At 46.9% G+C, this 19,339-nt stretch carries 16 protein-coding genes and 2 rRNA genes (1 of these 18 cut by a window edge); 3 read left to right on the top strand and 15 right to left on the bottom strand.

All coding sequences use genetic code 11. From position 1 onward, the window contains the following. Positions 1-1,146: a glycosyltransferase family 4 protein gene (locus tag GV64_RS10125; RefSeq protein WP_026258274.1), complete on the top strand. Its 1,146-nt coding sequence runs from the start codon at positions 1-3 to the stop codon at positions 1,144-1,146. Between the two features lie 574 nt (positions 1,147-1,720). Here GV64_RS10125 and GV64_RS10120 read toward each other — a convergent pair. From GV64_RS10120 to GV64_RS10080, 9 genes are all read right to left on the bottom strand, one after another. Further along, complete coding sequence (locus tag GV64_RS10120) at positions 1,721-2,590, bottom strand: U32 family peptidase (RefSeq protein ID WP_020582694.1); 870 nt, start codon at positions 2,588-2,590, stop codon at positions 1,721-1,723. A 149-nt stretch (positions 2,591-2,739) separates the two neighbouring features. Beyond that, positions 2,740-3,747 carry a ubiquinone anaerobic biosynthesis protein UbiU gene (gene ubiU, locus GV64_RS10115; protein WP_020582693.1) on the bottom strand — a complete coding sequence of 336 codons (1,008 nt, stop codon included), beginning with the start codon at positions 3,745-3,747 and terminating at the stop codon, positions 2,740-2,742. A gap of 270 nt (positions 3,748-4,017) precedes the next feature. Continuing rightward, positions 4,018-4,659: an RNA 2',3'-cyclic phosphodiesterase gene (gene thpR / locus GV64_RS23735; RefSeq protein WP_020582692.1), complete on the bottom strand. Its 642-nt coding sequence runs from the start codon at positions 4,657-4,659 to the stop codon at positions 4,018-4,020. A gap of 121 nt (positions 4,660-4,780) precedes the next feature. Next, on the bottom strand, positions 4,781-6,199 hold the full coding sequence (menE, locus tag GV64_RS10105; protein ID WP_020582691.1) for an o-succinylbenzoate--CoA ligase: 1,419 nt from the start codon (positions 6,197-6,199) through the stop codon (positions 4,781-4,783). A 23-nt stretch (positions 6,200-6,222) separates the two neighbouring features. Next, positions 6,223-7,329 (bottom strand): o-succinylbenzoate synthase, encoded by a 1,107-nt coding sequence (menC, locus tag GV64_RS10100; protein WP_020582690.1) that lies wholly within the window; start codon positions 7,327-7,329, stop codon positions 6,223-6,225. Beyond that, complete coding sequence (gene menB, locus GV64_RS10095) at positions 7,274-8,113, bottom strand: 1,4-dihydroxy-2-naphthoyl-CoA synthase (RefSeq protein WP_020582689.1); 840 nt, start codon at positions 8,111-8,113, stop codon at positions 7,274-7,276. The genes menC and menB overlap by 56 nt, the downstream gene beginning before the upstream one ends. A 143-nt stretch (positions 8,114-8,256) precedes the next feature. Continuing rightward, the gene (menH, locus tag GV64_RS10090) at positions 8,257-9,108 is read right to left on the bottom strand and encodes a 2-succinyl-6-hydroxy-2,4-cyclohexadiene-1-carboxylate synthase (RefSeq protein ID WP_020582688.1); all 852 of its coding nucleotides are present in this window, start codon (positions 9,106-9,108) and stop codon (positions 8,257-8,259) included. Continuing rightward, positions 9,105-10,901, bottom strand: coding sequence for a 2-succinyl-5-enolpyruvyl-6-hydroxy-3-cyclohexene-1-carboxylic-acid synthase (gene menD / locus GV64_RS10085; protein ID WP_020582687.1), 1,797 nt, complete (start codon positions 10,899-10,901; stop codon positions 9,105-9,107). The genes menH and menD overlap by 4 nt, the downstream gene beginning before the upstream one ends. A gap of 120 nt (positions 10,902-11,021) precedes the next feature. Then, the gene (locus GV64_RS10080) at positions 11,022-12,470 is read right to left on the bottom strand and encodes an isochorismate synthase (protein WP_020582686.1); all 1,449 of its coding nucleotides are present in this window, start codon (positions 12,468-12,470) and stop codon (positions 11,022-11,024) included. Between the two features lie 270 nt (positions 12,471-12,740). Here GV64_RS10080 and GV64_RS10075 point away from each other — a divergent pair, with 270 nt between their 5' ends. Then, positions 12,741-13,085: a hypothetical protein gene (locus GV64_RS10075; RefSeq protein WP_020582685.1), complete on the top strand. Its 345-nt coding sequence runs from the start codon at positions 12,741-12,743 to the stop codon at positions 13,083-13,085. Positions 13,086-13,324: 239 nt separating this feature from the next. Here GV64_RS10075 and GV64_RS10070 read toward each other — a convergent pair whose 3' ends face one another. Further along, positions 13,325-13,549, bottom strand: coding sequence for a hypothetical protein (locus GV64_RS10070; RefSeq protein ID WP_020582684.1), 225 nt, complete (start codon positions 13,547-13,549; stop codon positions 13,325-13,327). Between the two features lie 85 nt (positions 13,550-13,634). Between GV64_RS10070 and GV64_RS10065 the strand changes: the two genes are divergently transcribed. Next, complete coding sequence (locus tag GV64_RS10065; protein WP_020582683.1) at positions 13,635-14,183, top strand: MFS transporter; 549 nt, start codon at positions 13,635-13,637, stop codon at positions 14,181-14,183. A gap of 24 nt (positions 14,184-14,207) precedes the next feature. Here GV64_RS10065 and putP read toward each other — a convergent pair whose 3' ends face one another. The 5 genes from putP to GV64_RS10040 all read right to left on the bottom strand — a co-directional run. Beyond that, complete coding sequence (gene putP, locus GV64_RS10060; RefSeq protein WP_020582682.1) at positions 14,208-15,731, bottom strand: sodium/proline symporter PutP; 1,524 nt, start codon at positions 15,729-15,731, stop codon at positions 14,208-14,210. Positions 15,732-15,898: 167 nt separating this feature from the next. Continuing rightward, positions 15,899-16,297, bottom strand: a complete 399-nt coding sequence (locus tag GV64_RS10055; RefSeq protein ID WP_020582681.1) for a hypothetical protein — start codon at positions 16,295-16,297, stop codon at positions 15,899-15,901. A gap of 5 nt (positions 16,298-16,302) precedes the next feature. Beyond that, positions 16,303-17,007: a hypothetical protein gene (locus GV64_RS10050; RefSeq protein ID WP_020582680.1), complete on the bottom strand. Its 705-nt coding sequence runs from the start codon at positions 17,005-17,007 to the stop codon at positions 16,303-16,305. 357 nt (positions 17,008-17,364) lie between these two features. Then, positions 17,365-17,480: ribosomal RNA gene (gene rrf / locus GV64_RS10045) — 5S ribosomal RNA — on the bottom strand. A 123-nt stretch (positions 17,481-17,603) separates the two neighbouring features. Beyond that, positions 17,604-19,339 (bottom strand): 23S ribosomal RNA (locus tag GV64_RS10040) (it continues 1,154 nt past the right edge of the window).

Genomic DNA, 19,339 nt, shown 5'->3' with positions numbered 1-19,339 from the left:
ATGAAGAGTGATAAAATTTTACTTTATGTGATCAATGTTGATTGGTATTTCCGGCTGCATTGGCTTGATAGAGCCAAGCACTTTAGAAGTTCTGGATTCAAGGTTCATATACTTACAAATTTCACTGACAGTGACTTTAAAATCAAATTGATTAATGAAGGTTTTTTTTGTCATCACTTTCCCCTTAAAAGAAAAAGCCTGAATCTACTCAATGAAATACATTCAATATTATCGATTCATCAAACAATAAAAAAAATCTCACCTAGTATAGTACATGCAATCACTATTAAGCCAAATATTTATGTCGGCTTGATTCGTAAGATCACATCAAAATTCCCTGTTATTTATAACATAACTGGTTTAGGTATTATTTTTTCTTCAAAAACAGCGATTTTTCGTTTATTCAGGAAACTATCTATATTACTTTATAGATTAATATCTACCAAGAACTCTTATTTTATATTTGAAAACAGTGATGATCTAAGAATTTTCATAGCAGAGAAAATAATAAATAATAATGGTTTTCTTATTAAAGGTGCTGGAGTTGATATAGAAAAATTTTACCCATCTGTCCCGATGGGTCGCTCCATTGTTCTTTTCGCCGCCCGTCTTTTGAAAGATAAAGGATTAAATGATCTGATAGAGGCAAGGGAAATCCTAGCAGCTGATGGTATCAGCTTTATTATTCGTGTTGCCGGCATCCTTGATGGTGACGTACACTTCGCTATATCTGAACATCAAATTCAATATTGGCATAACAATGGAAAAATAGAATGGTTGGGGCAAGTTCATGATATGCCTTCTCTGATTGAATCCTGTGATATAGTTTGCCTGCCGACAACCTATGGTGAAGGAGTTCCAAGGATATTAATTGAGGCTGCCGCTTCACAGCGACCAATAGTAGCAACAGATATAGCCGGTTGCAGAGAAATAGTTGATCATGGTGTGAATGGCCTTTTGTGTGCTCCCAGCAATCCTCAAGCACTAGCGAAATCTCTGAGGACTTTGCTTGCAAATAACTTAATCATGAAAGCCTATGGAATTAATGGGCGACGTAAGGTCATAAATGAGTTTGCGCAAGAACATGTTTTTGAGAGTACACAAAAAATTTACGACGCGCTTTTATCAACGCACTGTTTTTTTTAAAGTTATAACTTACAAGAAACCCAAGCCTTTTGAAGTTTTATATACTCATATCTTCAGCGGTTTTAGACTTGCCGGTCGTTACTCCAGTTATTTCGGAGCTTGCAGCGATAAAAGAGTTAAAAACTCATGTACGGCAAGTGCAGCCTTTGTCAGCAGCCACTATCGGATAGAAGGCTCGGTATCACGAGTGCTTTCATGATTTCTCCTTGCCTCTGAAGTTCTTTGCAATCTCAATCGCACACTTTCACTTCTGAAAGCCAACCACTTGAGAAACTGGATGTTTAGATGGAATGTAATTCAAATATGCACATGGCCTAGCATCAAATACTCCTCCAAAATCTTGCAACCTTGTCTTCTCGCCAGTTTATGAAAAATCTCCCCAAGTTTCTTCCAGAGTTTTCCATATATAAGCTTACACAGCATCTTTGAAATAAATAAAGACAAGGTGATACTTACAATCCCATCTCGTACCCCCAAACTCTTGTAATCTCGTATTTGGTTACCGTCGCGACGGTCAAACCTATGCGCCCCCCCAGCATAGCTGGGGGATTATCAAAGCGAGCACCCCATAAATCTACCGATGGTTAATCCCAGCCTCTCCTACCCAATAACCATTGCAGCCCATTATATATTTTCCTGAACTGCCACTTCCCATAGCCTCTGCAAACTCTTCAGCAGTTTTCAAAATATCCCCTGAATGTCCGGAAAGACGCATACCCTTCACCCCTGCACTCTCCATTACTTGCCACTGATCCAGAATGTTATGGCAGCTGCCAGACAGGGTCTGGATACCATTAATGGTGAACAGTGCATCGCCCTCCTGGGTGGCCAGGGGAATACCTGCGGATGACTTGATGCAGCTGAACTCGCAGCTGTCTTTGCTCAGCTCATGAGTACGTGCTGTAAAACACCGGGCAGAGTATGCCAGTGGCAGATAACCATAGCTGAACACTTCTGTTTCCAAGTCATGAATACCCAGCTCTTTCAAGCGGCTCATGATCATCTTCAAATGATCAAAGGAGAGTTCAACCGGTAGTACCCAGCGCTTCAAACCTGTTCGATGCAGGACTTGAAGGGCTTCAGCGCTGTAGAGGTTAACAGAAGGACCAGTAATAAAGGGAATACCCGCTTTTGAGAGATAGTGAACAGCCGCCATATCATTGGCTTCCACAGCAAACTCACCATTCTCGCAAACCTTGCTGACTTGGCTCAGCTCCGACTCAGCCTCAATCAGCGTCAGAGTTGAAAGAACGACTTCCTTCCCTTTTGCCTGCAACATTTTCGCGATGTTTAGCCAGTCATCCAGTTTCAGCTCTCGCCTTTTGGAGCAGACGACTTCTCCCAGGTAGACTCGATCAATCGATGACTCAGCAACCTTTTCATAAAACGTAACAACTTCTTTTTTCGGCCAGAAGAACAGTAATGGGCCAAGGGTAATTTGCATAACTCTTTCCAGGTTCGCTCCTATTGTGCTTATAGAAGCGTCTTTATTATTTTCATCACAAAGACACAAAGCCACGAATATTTAAAGCTTCCTATGTGTCTTTGTGGTTCAAAAAATACATCAATACAAGATGTCAACAACAGCCGACGTTACTGCCAGGGACGGTTATAAGCACCGAGTGTTGTCTGACTACCTTCAGATAATTTTGCTAGCCCGCTCATCCAACGTTCATGGGTAGAAAAACTGGTTGGATTAGTCTGATAGTGATCAATCGCCTCACGCCAGATTCTCACTACTTCAGCAACATAGGCCGGGCTCCGCTGGCGACCTTCTATTTTCACAGCACTAATACCTGCCTGATACAGCTCAGGAATAAGATCCAGCGTGTTGAGACTGGTCGGTTCTTCGATGGCATGACTAACCTTACCGTTCACTTCGAACCGCCCCTTGCAAAGCGTCGGGTAACCCGCTTGTTCATTATTATCAAAGCGGTCGATTAGCAAGCCACCCAACCGGGTTTCCATGCCATTAGCTGTCGTCTGCCAGCGCACAGCGGATGCTGGTGAACAAGCGCCCGCAGTATTAGGGGACTCTCCCGTTACATAAGAAGAGAGAATGCAACGACCTTCCGCCATGATACAAAGACTGCCAAAAGCAAATACTTCCAGTTCCACAGGACTTTTTTGAGCCAATCGCTCAACCTGTTTTAACGACAGCACCCTGGGTAATACTGCACGTTTAATACCAAAATGATCATGATAAAAAGACAAGCTAGCCTGATTGGTGGCCGAAGCCTGAACAGAGAGGTGTAGATTAAGGTCTGGGTGTCTTTTGCTCGCGTAGTCCAATACGCTGATATCAGCAGCAATCAAGGCATCCACACCAAAGTCGGCACACATGTCGACCGCTTTTTTCCAGCGATTCCAATTGGTTGCCTGGGCGTAAGTATTCACAGCGACAAACAGCCGAACCTTTTTAGCACGAGGATTTTTATTGACGTAATCAAGGGCTTTTATTGCCCTCTGATCGGAAAAATTGAGGCCAGCAAAATGCCGCGCATTCGTTTCATCCCGGAAGCCGATATAGACAGCATCAGCACCATTATCAACAGCAGCTTTAAGAGAAGGAAGATTACCGGCAGGACACACCAATTCCATAGAATTATCCCATAGTTTTTTCCGCAGCATACCATGCTGAACAAAAAACCAACTTGATACTTATCAAGATAAGTAGCTGGCCATATGGAATCGGATATTTCTGGCTACTTAGGCAGTTACTATGCGAGGCACAACGGAGGGAGCATAGCCGTAGCTATGTGACCGGAGTTGTAACGAATCAGAGTGTCTGAACAAGGAATCAGAAATATATGATTTCATATGGTTAGTTACTTATTCATGAAAGAGCCTGAGATGCCACCAGCACTGTTTTTATGCGCTGATGGCGATAGGTTGCAGTGGGAAAACATGGAGCGTTTTATAGCGTGTGCCAACTGAGCTACTCTCACTTTCAAGCAAGACCACTTCACCGACCGTCATGCGGAAACTGGGAAGGTTAAAATACTGGCTATGGGTTACATGCCGAGGGTGTTTGAACCTGCCAAGGGTAACGTGGGGCCGGAAATGCCGGGTTTCAGCACTGAAACCGGATTGCACCGCCGCCCGCTCACAAATATCGGCAAGGCGCTTCAGCTCCTGTCCTGAATGCATTTCCAGGGCAAGTACTCTGGGCTTTCGCCCAGTTGGAAAGAAACGAAAGCAGCCTGTCATACTGTCAAAAGTATGGTAATCAGCAAGATCATTCTGGAGACAGTTAATTAACTGGTGTAACTGATGGGGGTAACTGTTTCCAAGGAATTTCAGCGTAATGTGTTGCTGCTGGGGAACCACCCATTTCAAGTCATGAACGTGGCCTTCTCCTGCCCGATGAATCGCTTTCTTATGAAGCGTTGCGGCCAACTCAAGAGGAAGCTTTACCGCAAGGAATGTTCTGATTGAAGAGTTCTGCGACAGCGGCTCCTCTAGGGAGGTCAGTTCACTGGGGGCGTTGTAGCTAATGTGATTATTTTTCATATTATTCTAACTTCAACGTCTGACTGCTAAATTCAAACCGGCTGCACCCTGCAACTGTTCAGTTTGGCTCAGTTTGTTTAGTCTAGTACATTGATAGCAGAAAGCTGCCTCGATGACAGCATTATTCCAAAAGTGCCTGAAAAAAGCGGCGATTAATCTTGATGCCTGATTCTGCTATCTGCTCAGGAAATAAACGAACATGTACTGGCACTTTGAACTTAGCTATCTTGCCTGCCAGCCTCTCTTTTGTAAATGGTTCATTCAGGGTACCGTCTACCGTCTGAACGTAGGCAACGGGTCTCATTCCAAACTCAGAATCAGTCATAGATACCACAACCGCCTGAACAATTTCCGGAAGTGTCAGCAGAGCCTGCTCAATCTCTTCCGGATGAATATTCTCCCCTCCAGATATCAACATATTATCCATGCGGCCACATATCTGTATCTGGCCATTAAACCATAGCCCTTTATCTCCGGTATGGAACCAGCCTCGAGAGTCGCCCAGAGAAGTCACTGCTCCATCTGCATAGTACCCCTTTGCCAGGGTTTCCCCTCGAACCAGAATCTCACCCTGTTCAGACAATCTGACTTCACGCCAGGGCAACACGCTTCCAGAGGTAACACCACTGTCCGTAAACAATGGCTCCCCGGTACAAATCTGCGATGACATCTCGGTCATACCATAAGTTGTCAGCACGGTGATTCCCTGTGCTTTCACCTCCTCCACCAGCCGTGGAGACGCAACGCCACCACCCAGCAGGATATATCGTACACCCGCCTCATAGAGTGATAACCCGGACTGAATCAGCCGGAACAGCTGGGTATTAACCAGTGAAAGGTGCGTTAATCGCTGCCTGGCCAGCATTTCTTCCAGAGGGAGCTTGCGTTCCTGCCTACTATCAAAGAGTGTCATGGTTGCGCCAGCAAGAAGACAGCGCATAACAATAGCCAGCCCGCCCACATGAAACAGAGGCAAAGATAATAGCCAGGTATCGCCATAACTTAATGGCAACGTATGCATCGAGCCCAACGCACTGAAATAATGATTTTTATAACTGTGCGCTACTGCCTTTGGTATTCCCGTCGTTCCGGACGTTGCTATCAGGTCGTAAATATCTTCCGGAGAAATCTCAATGGGCTTAAGACTGCTCTCTGGCTGAGGCCTTTTTTCCGGTTGGAAAAGCCGCTGATAAAAATTGATACCTGCACTGTCTGCCTCCAGCGTTGCCCCTATCCGCGCTCGATACCCTTTTCGCTGTTCGTCTGGAAACGCCGGATTTACGGGACAGAAAATCCACTGGGAGCGGAGGCAGGCGAGAGCAACCACCACAGTATCTAATGGCTTACTGGTGACAAATAGAAGGCGGTTACCTGCTTTCAGACCCTTACCCCGATAGTTACGACAACACTCATCAACCCACTCATCAAGCAGGCGAAAAGTGACACTGCCCTCTTCCAGCTGAATCGCGGTACAAGTTGATTGCCGAATGGCTCGATGACGCAAAGGACAGTGTTGCAGTTCAGGGAAAATCGTCTTCATCGACTGCTTTCTTCAACGCTTTTTCAGCTCTTCTCTCCCAAGCTGACAAAAGCAGGGTTAATAGAAACCGGATGTCCGGCAATAATGTCTTCACAAGCCAGTCTGTTGACAAAGGCAGAAGACGTATCAAGACCTGGCAACTCTTCCGGAGTCCACTGCGCACTGAGCTGCTCCAGAATATGTAACCCGATAGACGACTCATAAGAAGAACTGAAGATGACTCTTATCCCCTGGGCTCTGGCAGCCGTCACCAGCTGCTGACAGCGGCATAAACCGCCCACCAGCATTGGCTTTATGACAATAGCTGCCAGCCCATGCATGGTTTGCAGTAAATAACCGGGTTGTTGCACTGTCTCATCCAGGGCAAAGTGGAGTCCGGTTTTCTCATAGAGTTCTGAAAAATCGCCTACGCTGGCAGTCGGTTCCTCAACAAAAGCGATCCGATTGACATCAATTGAGCGGGCCACACTCAAGGCTTGACCCAATGTCCATTGCTGATTGGCATCCAGCTTGATGCTGACAGATTCCGGTAAAGCTTCAAGAACCTTATTAATTCTTACGCAGTCTTCTTCAATTGAGTCTCGTCCTATCTTCAGCTTGAACTCTTTTGGCCAACTGCCCTGCCACTGCTCAAGTCGAAGGAGAATATGTTCAGTGGCTCCCTGCAAAAGAGGTGCCATTACTGGTGGGGAAAGCCAGCCACCCTGCCTTAGCCACCACAGTGCGGATTCAATACCAAACAACACAGACGGCACTGGCAAGGAGGCAAAGACTGTCTCGTAAGAGGCTCTTCTCTCAGAGTCATCGGTAGGAAAAGGCTTAAAATGCCCATCATTCACTGCTCGACAGAATTCCTGAAGTTGTGTTTCAGCCTCAAAAAGGCTCTCACAGCTAAAGCCTGGCAAGGGCGCTATTTCGCCATAGCCGAACCGACCACCTAAATTCAAACGCAAAATCAGTCCTTCCCGCTCATTCAGGTTGAACTGTTTTAAATGCAGTGGGCGCTTTAGAGGCAGCCGATACCTCAGGATATCGGCCTTACATTCTTTCATAGAGTTCTTATGGAAAACAGCGTCAGGGATTACGGCCAAAACGGCTGAAATCTGGCTGACGTTTTTCCAGATAAGCATCACGCCCTTCCTGAGCTTCTTCGCTCATATAGAAGAGCAGTGTTGCATTACCAGCCAACTCCTGCAGCCCGGTCTGGCCATCGCAATCTGCATTCATGGCCGACTTCAGACAGCGAAGTGCAAGTGGAGAGTGCTGCAGAATCTCACGACACCATTCAACCGTGGTACGCTCCAGTTCTTCCAGAGGCACAACTGTATTGACCAGCCCCATGTCTTCTGCCTGTTTAGCATCATACTGCCGGCAAAGGAACCAAATCTCGCGGGCTTTTTTCTGACCAACGATCCGAGCCAGATAACTGGCACCAAAACCACCATCAAATGAACCCACCTTTGGCCCCGTCTGACCAAAACGGGCATTATCTGCGGCGATAGTCAGGTCGCATACCAGGTGCAGAACATGGCCTCCACCAATGGCATACCCAGCAACCATGGCAACCACTGGTTTTGGACAGGTTCTGATCTGACGTTGCAGATCAAGAACATTCAAGTGATGAGTACCTTTATCATCCTTGTAACCAGAGTCACCACGAACACTCTGATCACCGCCGGAACAGAACGCAAGGTCTCCGGCGCCAGTCAGAATCACAACACCCACCGACTCATCAAACCGTGCAGACTCCAAAGCCTTTTGAATTTCTATTATCGTCTGTGGCCGAAACGCATTGCGTTTTTCAGGACGGTTAATGGTAATTTTGGCCATCCCTTCAGCCCGGTGATACAGAATATCTTCGAACTCTCCGCCAAGGTTTTCCCAGATAACACCAGAATCCAGCTGTTTGCTCATATCCAACTCCTTAATCAGAGGTTGTCGAAAAAGGCAGCGAGCGAAGGCAAGACAAGGCAAAAATGGCGAAAAAGCGCAGTTTACAGTCAGTAAATGAGCATTTTGAGTCATTTTTTAACGCTGTATTGCCAAGCGCAGCCCTTTTAAGGCGACCTCTGTAACTCTCTGAGCAACCGGGCCATAGCCTCGGGTTGCTCCCGATGAATATTGTGTCCGCACCCTGCCACAGGGTGAGTACTGTGTATCACATGCTCTGCCAGCAAATGCTGGCCAAGCTGTCCAAACTTATGATCATTTTCACCGTAAAAATAATGAACAGAGGTGAATGGCGGTGAACCGGCCCTGAGCTGACAATCAGCCTTGAGCCGACACAGCGCCCGACGGTAATCCGGTTGCTTTGATAAACTGAACGCCATTAAAGCTTCTGCCAACAGCTGACCTTTCCCATTAGCACGCTCATGGATCAGAGACTGTATCTGGTGATCATCCAGATCAGAAAAAACCGGCTGCTTGTACCAGTCATGAAGTACCTCAGCCACCGGCTCCAGTTTAAAACGTCGGGCCCATTGAAGATCTGACTGGTAACGCTGATTCCTTTCCTGCTCAGAGACTAAACCCGGGTGCGCCCCCTCCAGAAATAACTTTTCAATTCGGTTCGGGAAAGCAACGGTATACGCCATGGCCAGGCGTCCACCCAGTGAATAACCAAGCAGGTTGAACTTTTCCAGGTTAATCCCTTTCACCTGTTCAATAGTTTGAACGGTCTGCTCAAGCCGATGACAGAAATAGTCAAGCCCCCGAGCATCCTCTTCATACCACTGGCTTGAACCATGCCCAGGCAGGTCAATAACGATAAGGTAATAGTCGTCTTTCAGTAATGTTTTCAATGCCTGCCAGTCATCGGCATTGCCCAGGAACCCATGCAGAAACAGCAGGGCTGGAGCACCTGCATTACCATCCGTGTGGTATGCAAGGCCGGGGTAAGAAAGACTCACAGTTCTCTGGCCATGGCCACTGCCTGCTCAATACTTTTTGCTCCCTGGCCAGACGGTGTCATGACTTCAATGATGGTACAACCAGCCTTTGAACATGCCTGACTGAATTCAGTTTTAAATTCATCAATAGACTCAGGTCCACACTGGTCAATACTAAAATAGTCAATACCAAAGAGTTCAGCAGCATGTTGTGCTGAAAGACCATGGGGCGTGACAAAATAATCGTGAGCCACCTGTACATTATCGCCGGTACACCCTTTGGTGGTCACATAGAAAATACCACCACCATCGTTATTGATCAGGACAATCACCAATGGAACTTTACTCTGCTTTGCCAGCTGCAGGGAGTTGAGGTCATGGAGAAAAGAGATGTCTCCAATCAGTAAAACCATAGGGCGCTGATCACCCTCAACACACCCTGCAGTGGTCGCCATCAGGCCATCAATGCCACTGACGCCACGATTCGTATAAACTCTGCACAGATGCTGTTTAGAGAAAATCTCCACCATGCGAATGGGCAGGCTATTTCCAAGGAACAGGCTGCTCCCTGATGGTAAAAGCTCACCTAACGAAGCACCCAGCCACTGCTCATTCAGCTCAGTTGGGAGATATTCATCCAACTGCTGAGCCAACTTTTCTCCCTGATTGCAAAATGGTAGAGCCCATTGCTGTTGGAATCGTTGACGAGACGACAGGTCTTCACTTCGTTGCAACAACTGACGACAAATAGTGTCTACATCACCAACTAGGCGCACACTCTGCCGCTGCCCGGTATCCACCCTTCTCGGGGCTGGGTCAACCATCCAGTACGCTTCCCAGTGGTGACTGCCAATAAACTGGTCCAGCCGCTTGGACGTCAGGTAGCCTCCAATCTGAAGAACCCGCTCTGTCTGTTTGAAAAGACTTTCGCCTGTCTTACTGGCCAGTAGCAGGTCAGCATGCTTCACAGCTGCGGGATGCCCGTGCATCTGCGACTGAACATCAGTGATGAGTGGCCAACCCAGACGCTCAGACAGTTCCGCGATCACCTTCACATCGGCATTGAGAGGCACTCGCCCTACTACAATCAATCCTTTGCCATCAGCAAAGTTCTGCCACTGCTCGACTTCTGGCAACCGAGTTAGCTCTGGTAGAAAGTATTCAGTATACGGTTTCTGAGAAGCTATCCATTTTTCAATGTTCGAAAAATAAACATTATTTTCAAGCAAAGCCGTTTCTTCTGGCTGACGTGAATGTTCTTTTTGGAATGGGTAGAGTGGCTCCCGGAACATGCAGTTGATATGCAATGGCAACCCCCGAGCACAGGAACGGGCAAATGCCTGATCAACACTTCCCAGTAACCATCGAAGAGAGATGGATCTATCAGGTGTTGGCAAATCCAGCGCTGCCCCCGTATAGGCACCAAAAATGCCAAGCTGATTAATGGCCTGATTGGCTCCGCAATCAATCAATTCTGGTGGACGGTCTGCCGTAATCACCACCAACGGTATGCCCGACTGATGAGCCTCTATAATCGCCGGAAAGAGATTAGCCACCGCGGTGCCTGAGGTAGTGATCAAGGCAACAGGTTCACCGGTAGCTTTAGCCAACCCCAAGGCAAAAAAACCAAGCCCGCGTTCATCGAAATGAACATGACGCTTCATCCCATCGTGTTCTGCCACTGCAAACGTTAATGGCGCTGAACGTGACCCCGGGGCAATACAGCAATGCCGGACACCCAGCCTCCACAACTCTTCAATCAGCACAGAAGACCAGATGCCATTGATATTTGCGTAGTCGGTTTTAAACGTCATGAACTAACTCGTTGAACAAATATACCAGCCCAAACAGCCAGTCTTAAGTGAAGTGTTGCAGCCATTTGCTGCTCTTTTGCATTCTGTGCTCAGAATTCTCAAGCAGGACCGTTAAACTCTTTACGACAATGGCGCAGTCATCTCAATGTTGTTTTCGGTGTGTAACCCGGGCTGTCCCGGGAATGGCGAAATGTCATTCCGACGGTTTTGTTGATCGTCCAGAATATCCAGTACTGTGGTGATTTTGTTATTCAACTCAGTCCACTCATCGTCAGCGACAGAGTCTTTCACAATTCCGGCACCAGAGTAGAGCATCAAAGATCCATCAGCCAGACGTGCACTGCGAATCGCCACACTGAAATCACTCTTTCGAATACCAACCACACCACATACGCCGGCATAGATACCACGAGCGTATGGCTCATGGGTTTCAATAAACGACAGAGCTTCTTCTCTCGGAACCCCGCCCACGGCAGGCGTTGGGTGGAGAACTCTCAGCAACTCTTCGTCACAAACACCCTGCTTCAACACACCACGAATCTGATAGCGCAAGTGCTGGATATGGCGGAGCTTAACAATAGAGTGACTGCGATCCGCTTCCAGGGACTGACACAAAGGCTGCAGCTTATGGCAGATATCATCCAGCACCAGACGATTCTCATGAATATTTTTTCTGTCGTTCATCAGCAGGCTTTCAAGCTGAGAGTCTTCCAGCTGACTTGTCCCGCGTACGATTGTGCCTGCCAACGCCTCGGTAGAAATAATATTCTCCAGCCGTTTCACCAGCCTCTCTGGAGAACAACCGAAAAAGGTCTGACCCTGTCCCTGAAATAAAAACTGATAGGAGTGTGGGTTTGCCTGCTGCCAAGCATAAAGCAATGCCCATGGGGAGAATTCCCCATCAAGTTTCAGCCTCGCCCCCCTCGACAACACAACCTTGTCCAGCTTTCCGGATGAAAAGGCCTGTTTAGCCTTACTGACCATCTGACGCCAGGTATTTATGTCAGGCTTATAGCCTTCAGGCTGAAAACTAAAATCATTTTCCGGGAGCTGCTGGCTGTATTTAAGGGATGCAATAATCTCAAGAGCCTTGCGAATATGTTCCAGGTACTCTGAAGCATTGGACGCCCTGAGGTTCACCCCCAGCATCAGCCCCTTACGGGTCTGAACTAATTCCAGCAGTGGCAGAAGCACCATACCATAACCGAACGCAGGCCAGACTGAAGAGTCCCTATCCGCAAAAGACAGGTAACATAGACAGTGGCTACTGACAGGCGACGGCAAGCCTTGCAAAAGGCTACGGGCACGGGAAAACGCAGATGGAATGTCCTGACGGCAGGTCAGCTTTTCTGACCAGCTATAACCCAATACCGCAATGGCATGATCTCCTTCCCGATCTCTCCAGAAGGCTTTTTCAGAGCAAGCCTGCGCAGCCAGAAAACCTTGCAGGTGAATAGCAGGCAGTGGTAGCTCAATTCTGACAAGCTGCTTTTCAGGCACAGGCAGAGATACCAGTTTCTCCAACTGTTCCACCATAAACGAAAACTGAGCCTGGAATAAGCTGATCAAGACATCCTGCCACTAAAAATTGGTAAAAATTAAACGCGCTAAGATAACGTAATTGTACGTAGATTGGCCACCGGTATCTGGACCGTATTTACCGAGAAAAACCATGTGAGTATTAGGGGTATAGCCAACCCTGTGTAATAGTAGATGAATTTTTTGATTTAACTTTTTATCATTGCCTTCCGTTTAATTTTGAAACTCATACCTTTCAAAACAGACCCAATGTCAGTTTCAACAGGTAATCTTGCTCATCAGCACAGGTAACTATTCACCATGGCCACCAATGGAGAATCAGCCAGAAAATGGCTTGAAGAGAACAGGGAACAGATCACGGAAGAGCGAATCCTACAAATACGCAGTAACCTGGTGAAGAAGGTTAACCAAATGGCAGAATCCGATAACCTGGATGTATCGGATGAACACCAAGGACTTTTAGAAGCACTTGATGTGATGGATGGATGGCTTCAGGAACGTACCGTCCCTCAGGAAATTCCAATAGAATCATCTGAACTGGACTACAGCCCGCTCATCCAGCCCCCCTCCGAGCCAGCTCCCCAGCTTACTCAGGAAGAAAAACTCCGACGCTTCCAGAATCTGCTGAAATCCAGTAAAAAATAGCTATACAGTAAAACTGAGAGATTGCTTATACCATTTCCGCTTTCTAACTATGAGAGCGAACAAGCTATTTCGAGCTACCGGGTAAGGCGAAGCGACGAGTCATCGCCGTACTATGGCAAAGAGCGTCAACGCAGGCCAGTAGTTCATAATGGCTGCGCAGCACATACCCATAGTTAGAAGGTGGAAATGGTATTACATAGATACGTTGCAACCTCACCCTTCTGAGGCCAATTTTTGATTTATACTTTCAGCCTTTCACACTCCTCAACCACCCTGTCGTAGGTCCAATCCCCACCACCAGGGTGCTCTACACCATGCTCAATAAGCTTCTGGCACATCTGCATAGGGTTCAGCCCCTTTTTTGCCAGACGCTCCAGCGTTTGCTTCAACTCGTTATCCACGTCACTGAGTGCCTGAGTACTCTTGGAGCCTTTCTTTCTGACTGCAACTTTTATTTGTTTCATCGTCAATTCACCTAAAACAACCTGAGGCCTGTCATAATCTATACTCTATTCATAGATTCTGCGCGCAGTAAAGCAGGAGTTAACTATGAAACGTCTCTACTACCTGACTGGCTCGCTCGACAGTGTAACCAAAATCACTGAAGATCTTCACCACGATGGTATCACCGATTGGCATCTTCACGTTTTAAGCCGGAATGAAGCAGGCCTGTTTCACAAGCAAGTCCATAGTGCCAATATGTTACAGGAAAATGATGTCCTTCACTCGGGAGAACTCGGGGCTCTCATTGGTGGGGTTATTGGTTTATTGTTTGCAACGCTAATTGAGTGGTGGAATCCCTTTGGTATCACAGCACCTTTACCCACACTGATAATTATTGCAGGGGTTTTTACTCTGTTTGGAGCCTGGAGTGGAGGTCTAGCAGGCGTCACCCGTGAAAACTATAAGACTGCCCGCTTTCACGATGACCTGGTAAAAGGCAAACATCTGATTATGGTCGATGTATCAAAGCAGCAGGAACATAAAGTACGGTATCATATCAGCCGATATCATCCTGAAGCCTGCCTTGCCGGTGAAGATACTACATTAACACTCCCTTTTAGCCCCAACTTCTGGCACTACCCCCGGCATAATTAAGAGTTAACCGGCTCACCCTGATCTTTAACGGAGCTCTTCTTCTAAATTACCAACAGATGGCGACTTCAACAGCGAGTGCACTTTCTGAAAGGTTTCTGAATCCTCATCAGAAGGTGCCTTGCCCATTAGGCTGAATACAACGACCGCTAACGATGCTGCAACGAAACCCGGAATGATTTCATAAATATCGAAAAAACCACCACTCATGGAACGCCAAACCACCACTGTAACACCACCTGTGACTATTCCAGCAAGAGCACCAAGGCCATTCATCCGCTTCCAGTAAAGAGAAAAGAGTAACGCAGGACCAAAAGCAGCTCCGAAGCCTGCCCAGGCATAGGAGACCATATCCAGCACCGAACTCTCAGGGTTTAATGCCAGCAACGTGGCAAGCACTGCAATTCCAACTACAGCGATACGACCAACCATCAGCATTTCACCCTGACTGGCATTAGGACGGAGCATATTCCGATAAAAGTCTTCAGCTACAGCGGTGGAACAGACCAGTAGCTGAGAGTCAGCAGTACTCATGATCGCCGCAAGAATAGCCGCAAGCAGAATACCGGCAATCACCGGATGAAACAGGGTATTAACCATCAGCATAAAGATCGCTTCAGGGTCATCAAGAACCAAGCCCTGCCTCTGGGTATAAATAATTCCGGTAAGGCCTACCAACAAAGCACCCAACATGCAGATTCCAGTCCATGAAACAGCAATACGGCGGGCTAGCGTTAGCTGGCTGCTGGACTGAACTGCCTTAAAGCGCGCCATAATATGTGGCTGGCCAAAGTAGCCTAGCCCCCAACCCAGCAAAGACAATACGCTGATAATAGAGAGCGCTTCACCTTGAACATCCGTGAGCATATTAGTCAGATGAGGGTTGAGTTGCTCAATCTCTGTAAATACCTGTTCCGCTCCGCCAGTCACTTCAAGCACCGTAACAGGAACAATCAACAGTGCAGCGGACATCAGCAACCCCTGAACCAGGTCTGTCCAGCAGACCGCCAGAAAACCACCAAAAAGTGTATAGGAAACAACGCTCAGCATGCCAAGGATCACAGCCAGCTCGTAATCAAAGCCAAAAACAGACTCAAACAACTTACCTCCGGCAACCAAACCAGAGCTGGTATAAAAAAGAAAGAAAATCAAAATAAATGCAGCACTTACCGGCTGTAAAATGTATTTCAAATCGGAAAAGCGGTTTGAAAAAAACTCAGGAAGGGTCAGCGAATCATTAGCAATAGCACTGTATATTCTTAAACGTCGGGCAACCAGAAGCCAGTTTAGCCACGTACCCCCCAATAGACCTAAACCAAGCCAGACAGCTTCAAGCCCTGCAGCAAATGCATAACCAGGAAGCCCCAACAGTAACCAGCCACTCATATCGGAAGCACCGGCACTTAATGCTGCCGACCATGGCCCCAAAGAGCGGCCTCCCAGAAAATAGTCCGAAGAATTTTTTGTTCTCAGCCAGGCAATATAGCCAATACCCAGCATGGCGATGAAATAAATGAGAAATGTTATTGTTATTTGTATTTGATTATCCACGAAGACATGACTCTTTAAAGGGCTATATCTTCAACGTTAGTTCATAGGCATATCATCAATTGCCATCTAATTTCCTTAATAGAAAAAACAATAAATCAAAAATAAACTGTCAAAAAACCGGCTAAAATCCAAAACCTATATCACTCGATTTAAAATAGCTCAAAACCTCATCGAAATGGTCTCATAAATGCAATAACCTTCTCATACCCAGAAGAAAACTTTTTTAATTCTGCAACCTTTTCTACAAGCACTCCAATATCCTCTGCTGGCAATGTATTCATTTCCTGTGAATTTGTTGCAATAATGAATTCTGTCACTTCACGATTTGTATTAATGACAGGTATAAGTTGAATAATGACTATTTTCTCACCAACAAAAAAGGTTAAATAAACCTCATTACCTTTCAGAAAACCCAATGGGTTTGTCAAAAAACTATCTATCTCAGCCAGCGGAAATGATTGAAGTTTTATAAAAGCCTTTAGATAACCAATAACTGTCTTGATCGGCTCAGCTAAGCTATCCTGCTGACTTAAATAACTTTTAATCTCATCATTAGAAATACCCAACTGGCCTATTTTCTCAAATAAACTGATAATGTTGAGTAGTCATTATTAAAAGGCAACAACCCTTCAAAAGCATTAATGATTACAGCTGTCACCACACTATGACGAAGCAGAATATCTTTTCTATTATCATCACCAACCCTATATTGGTTTAAACTTGGTATCATTTTTAAAGAAGCTTCAAACATACCAATGAGTAATTGGGCATTTATGGGAATACCCGTAGGCAGTGCTAACTCTAGACCTGAGTTACATTTCGTAGATGATAAGCCTGCCCGCAACTGCAGTTGAGAATAAAGCTTTGGAGGCATGTGTACTTCTAACTGAAGTGATTTTTTTTGCAGCTCCATTTTCTCATCATTTCGCTCACTATCATGATCGGAAACACACATTGATAGTTCTGAAGCAGGCTCTAAGGCTTCTGATTCACTATTAACCAATTCTAAAGCAGGTCTTAGAGTTTCTGTTTCACTGTTATCAGAACAACTATCACCTAAACTCGGTGGACATGACCAAACCCAGTTTAAAGGTTTTACCAATCTATCCGTCCAAACCAAAGGGTCAGTAAAAAATGTCGTATTCAGGTTATCTAAATTTCTTTCCACGGTGGAATTAGTTTTCACTCCTCTCGATCCATAAACAGCTTTATCTAATTGACCAACGTCCTGACTTACACTTTGAGCAACTCTGCCAAGCAGAGAAACTTGTTCCATTATTACAACCTCCTAATCAATCAAACCCTTGACCATAGTTAAGAAAATAGAACCTCGCAAGAAGAAACATTCCGAGCAAGCAACTCTTCTACGATTTATCATCACAAAGAAACCAACAGTATAATTAGCGGGTTTTTCTAATTGATGGCTGTAATGACTTACTCTTTTCCACTGCAGAGGTGCCCATCAGGGTTGGTAGAAAGCATCATTCATGCACGACTACCTGAATGCTGTAAGGTAGAGCAACTCAGAAGCAGTTGCATCGCAGTAATGGAAGAAGGATAGAACCAGGGGTTCCATTTTTCTCGCACATAGCAAAAAACCCGACAGCAATGCTATCGGGTTTTTCTATTTGTTGCCTGGCGATGACCTACTCTCACATGGGGAAGCCCCACACTACCATCGGCGATCGGTCATTTCACTGCTGAGTTCGGGATGGGATCAGGTGGTTCTAACCTTCTATGGTCGCCAGGCTTAACTGGTTGAACTCAAAGCCTATCGGCTCTCAGTTCCGGAATCCTGTCTTAAGCTGCTTCTTGCTTCACACTCTTGCGTATGGCTGTGTATCTCTACACTCTAAATCGCTTTGGCGTTATATGGTCAAGCCGCACGAGTCATTAGTATTGGTTAGCTCAATGCCTCACAGCACTTACACACCCAACCTATCAACGTCATAGTCTTTAACGGCTCTTCAGGGGCATCTGGTGCCCAGGGAAGTCTCATCTTGAAGGGGGCTTCCCGCTTAGATGCTTTCAGCGGTTATCCCGTCCGAACATAGCTACCGGGCAATGCGTCTGGCGACACAACCCGAACACCAGTGGTCCGTCCACTCCGGTCCTCTCGTACTAGGAGCAGCTCTTCTCAAACTTCCAACGTCCACGGCAGATAGGGACCGAACTGTCTCACGACGTTCTAAACCCAGCTCGCGTACCACTTTAAATGGCGAACAGCCATACCCTTGGGACCGGCTTCAGCCCCAGGATGTGATGAGCCGACATCGAGGTGCCAAACACCGCCGTCGATGTGAACTCTTGGGCGGTATCAGCCTGTTATCCCCGGAGTACCTTTTATCCGTTGAGCGATGGCCCTTCCATTCAGAACCACCGGATCACTATGACCTACTTTCGTACCTGCTCGAGATGTACCTCTCGCAGTCAAGCTGGCTTGTGCCATTACACTAACCGTACGATGTCCGACCGTACTTAGCCAACCTTCGTGCTCCTCCGTTACTCTTTGGGAGGAGACCGCCCCAGTCAAACTACCCACCACACAATGTCCCCGATCCCGTTTCAGGACCTGGGTTAGAACCTCAATATTGCCAGGGTGGTATTTCAAGGATGGCTCCACGCAAACTGGCGTTCACGCTTCAAAGCCTCCCACCTATCCTACACAAGCAACATCAAGATCCACTGTGAAGCTGTAGTAAAGGTTCACGGGGTCTTTCCGTCTAGCCGCGGATACGCTGCATCTTAACAGCGATTTCAATTTCACTGAGTCTCGGGTGGAGACAGCGTGGCCATCGTTACGCCATTCGTGCAGGTCGGAACTTACCCGACAAGGAATTTCGCTACCTTAGGACCGTTATAGTTACGGCCGCCGTTTACCGGGGCTTCGATCAAGAGCTTCTCCGAAGATAACCCCATCAATTAACCTTCCGGCACCGGGCAGGCGTCACACCGTATACGTCCACTTTCGTGTTTGCACAGTGCTGTGTTTTTAATAAACAGTCGCAGCCACCTGGTATCTTCGACCAGCCTCAGCTTACGGAGCAAGTCCGATCACCAAAGCCGGCGCACCTTCTCCCGAAGTTACGGTGCCATTTTGCCTAGTTCCTTCACCCGAGTTCTCTCAAGCGCCTTGGTATTCTCTACCTGACCACCTGTGTCGGTTTGGGGTACGGTCCCTTCTGACCTGAAGCTTAGAAGTTTTTCCTGGAAGCATGGCATCAATCACTTCAGTTCCTTAGAACCTCGTCATCAATTCTCGGCCTTGAGGACCCGGATTTGCCTGGGTCCCCAGCCTACGATCTTAAACGCAGACAACCAACGCTGCGCTGACCTAGCCTTCTCCGTCACTCCGTCGCAGTCAAAAGGGGTACAGGAATATTGACCTGTTTCCCATCGATTACGTCTTTCGACCTCACCTTAGGGGCCGACTCACCCTGCGCCGATTAACGTTGCGCAGGAACCCTTGGTCTTCCGGCGGGGGAGCTTCTCACTCCCCTTGTCGTTACTCATGTCAGCATTCGCACTTCTGATACCTCCAGCATACCTCCCGATACACCTTCAACGGCTTACAGAACGCTCCTCTACCGCACGTAATAAATTACGTA

This window comes from Endozoicomonas elysicola (genome assembly GCF_000710775.1).
Lineage (GTDB): Bacteria > Pseudomonadota > Gammaproteobacteria > Pseudomonadales > Endozoicomonadaceae > Endozoicomonas > Endozoicomonas elysicola.
The sequence above is the reverse complement of the archived record's forward strand: the minus strand, read 5'-3'. Positions and strand labels throughout refer to the sequence as shown.

Bases quoted from the DNA above. Each gene is read 5' to 3' on its own strand.
- ubiU (WP_020582693.1), bottom strand. From the start codon at position 3,747: ATGGAATTGGTGTGTCCTGCCGGTAATCTTCCTTCTCTTAAAGCTGCT.
- menE (WP_020582691.1), bottom strand. From the start codon at position 6,199: ATGAAGACGATTTTCCCTGAACTGCAACACTGTCCTTTGCGTCATCGA.
- GV64_RS10125 (WP_026258274.1), top strand. From the start codon at position 1: ATGAAGAGTGATAAAATTTTACTTTATGTGATCAATGTTGATTGGTAT.
- GV64_RS10070 (WP_020582684.1), bottom strand. From the start codon at position 13,549: ATGAAACAAATAAAAGTTGCAGTCAGAAAGAAAGGCTCCAAGAGTACT.
- menD (WP_020582687.1), bottom strand. From the start codon at position 10,901: ATGACGTTTAAAACCGACTACGCAAATATCAATGGCATCTGGTCTTCT.
- GV64_RS10065 (WP_020582683.1), top strand. From the start codon at position 13,635: ATGAAACGTCTCTACTACCTGACTGGCTCGCTCGACAGTGTAACCAAA.
- thpR (WP_020582692.1), bottom strand. From the start codon at position 4,659: ATGAAAAATAATCACATTAGCTACAACGCCCCCAGTGAACTGACCTCC.
- GV64_RS10075 (WP_020582685.1), top strand. From the start codon at position 12,741: ATGGCCACCAATGGAGAATCAGCCAGAAAATGGCTTGAAGAGAACAGG.
- GV64_RS10050 (WP_020582680.1), bottom strand. From the start codon at position 17,007: ATGGAACAAGTTTCTCTGCTTGGCAGAGTTGCTCAAAGTGTAAGTCAG.
- menB (WP_020582689.1), bottom strand. From the start codon at position 8,113: ATGAGCAAACAGCTGGATTCTGGTGTTATCTGGGAAAACCTTGGCGGA.
- GV64_RS10120 (WP_020582694.1), bottom strand. From the start codon at position 2,590: ATGCAAATTACCCTTGGCCCATTACTGTTCTTCTGGCCGAAAAAAGAA.
- menC (WP_020582690.1), bottom strand. From the start codon at position 7,329: ATGCTTATCTGGAAAAACGTCAGCCAGATTTCAGCCGTTTTGGCCGTA.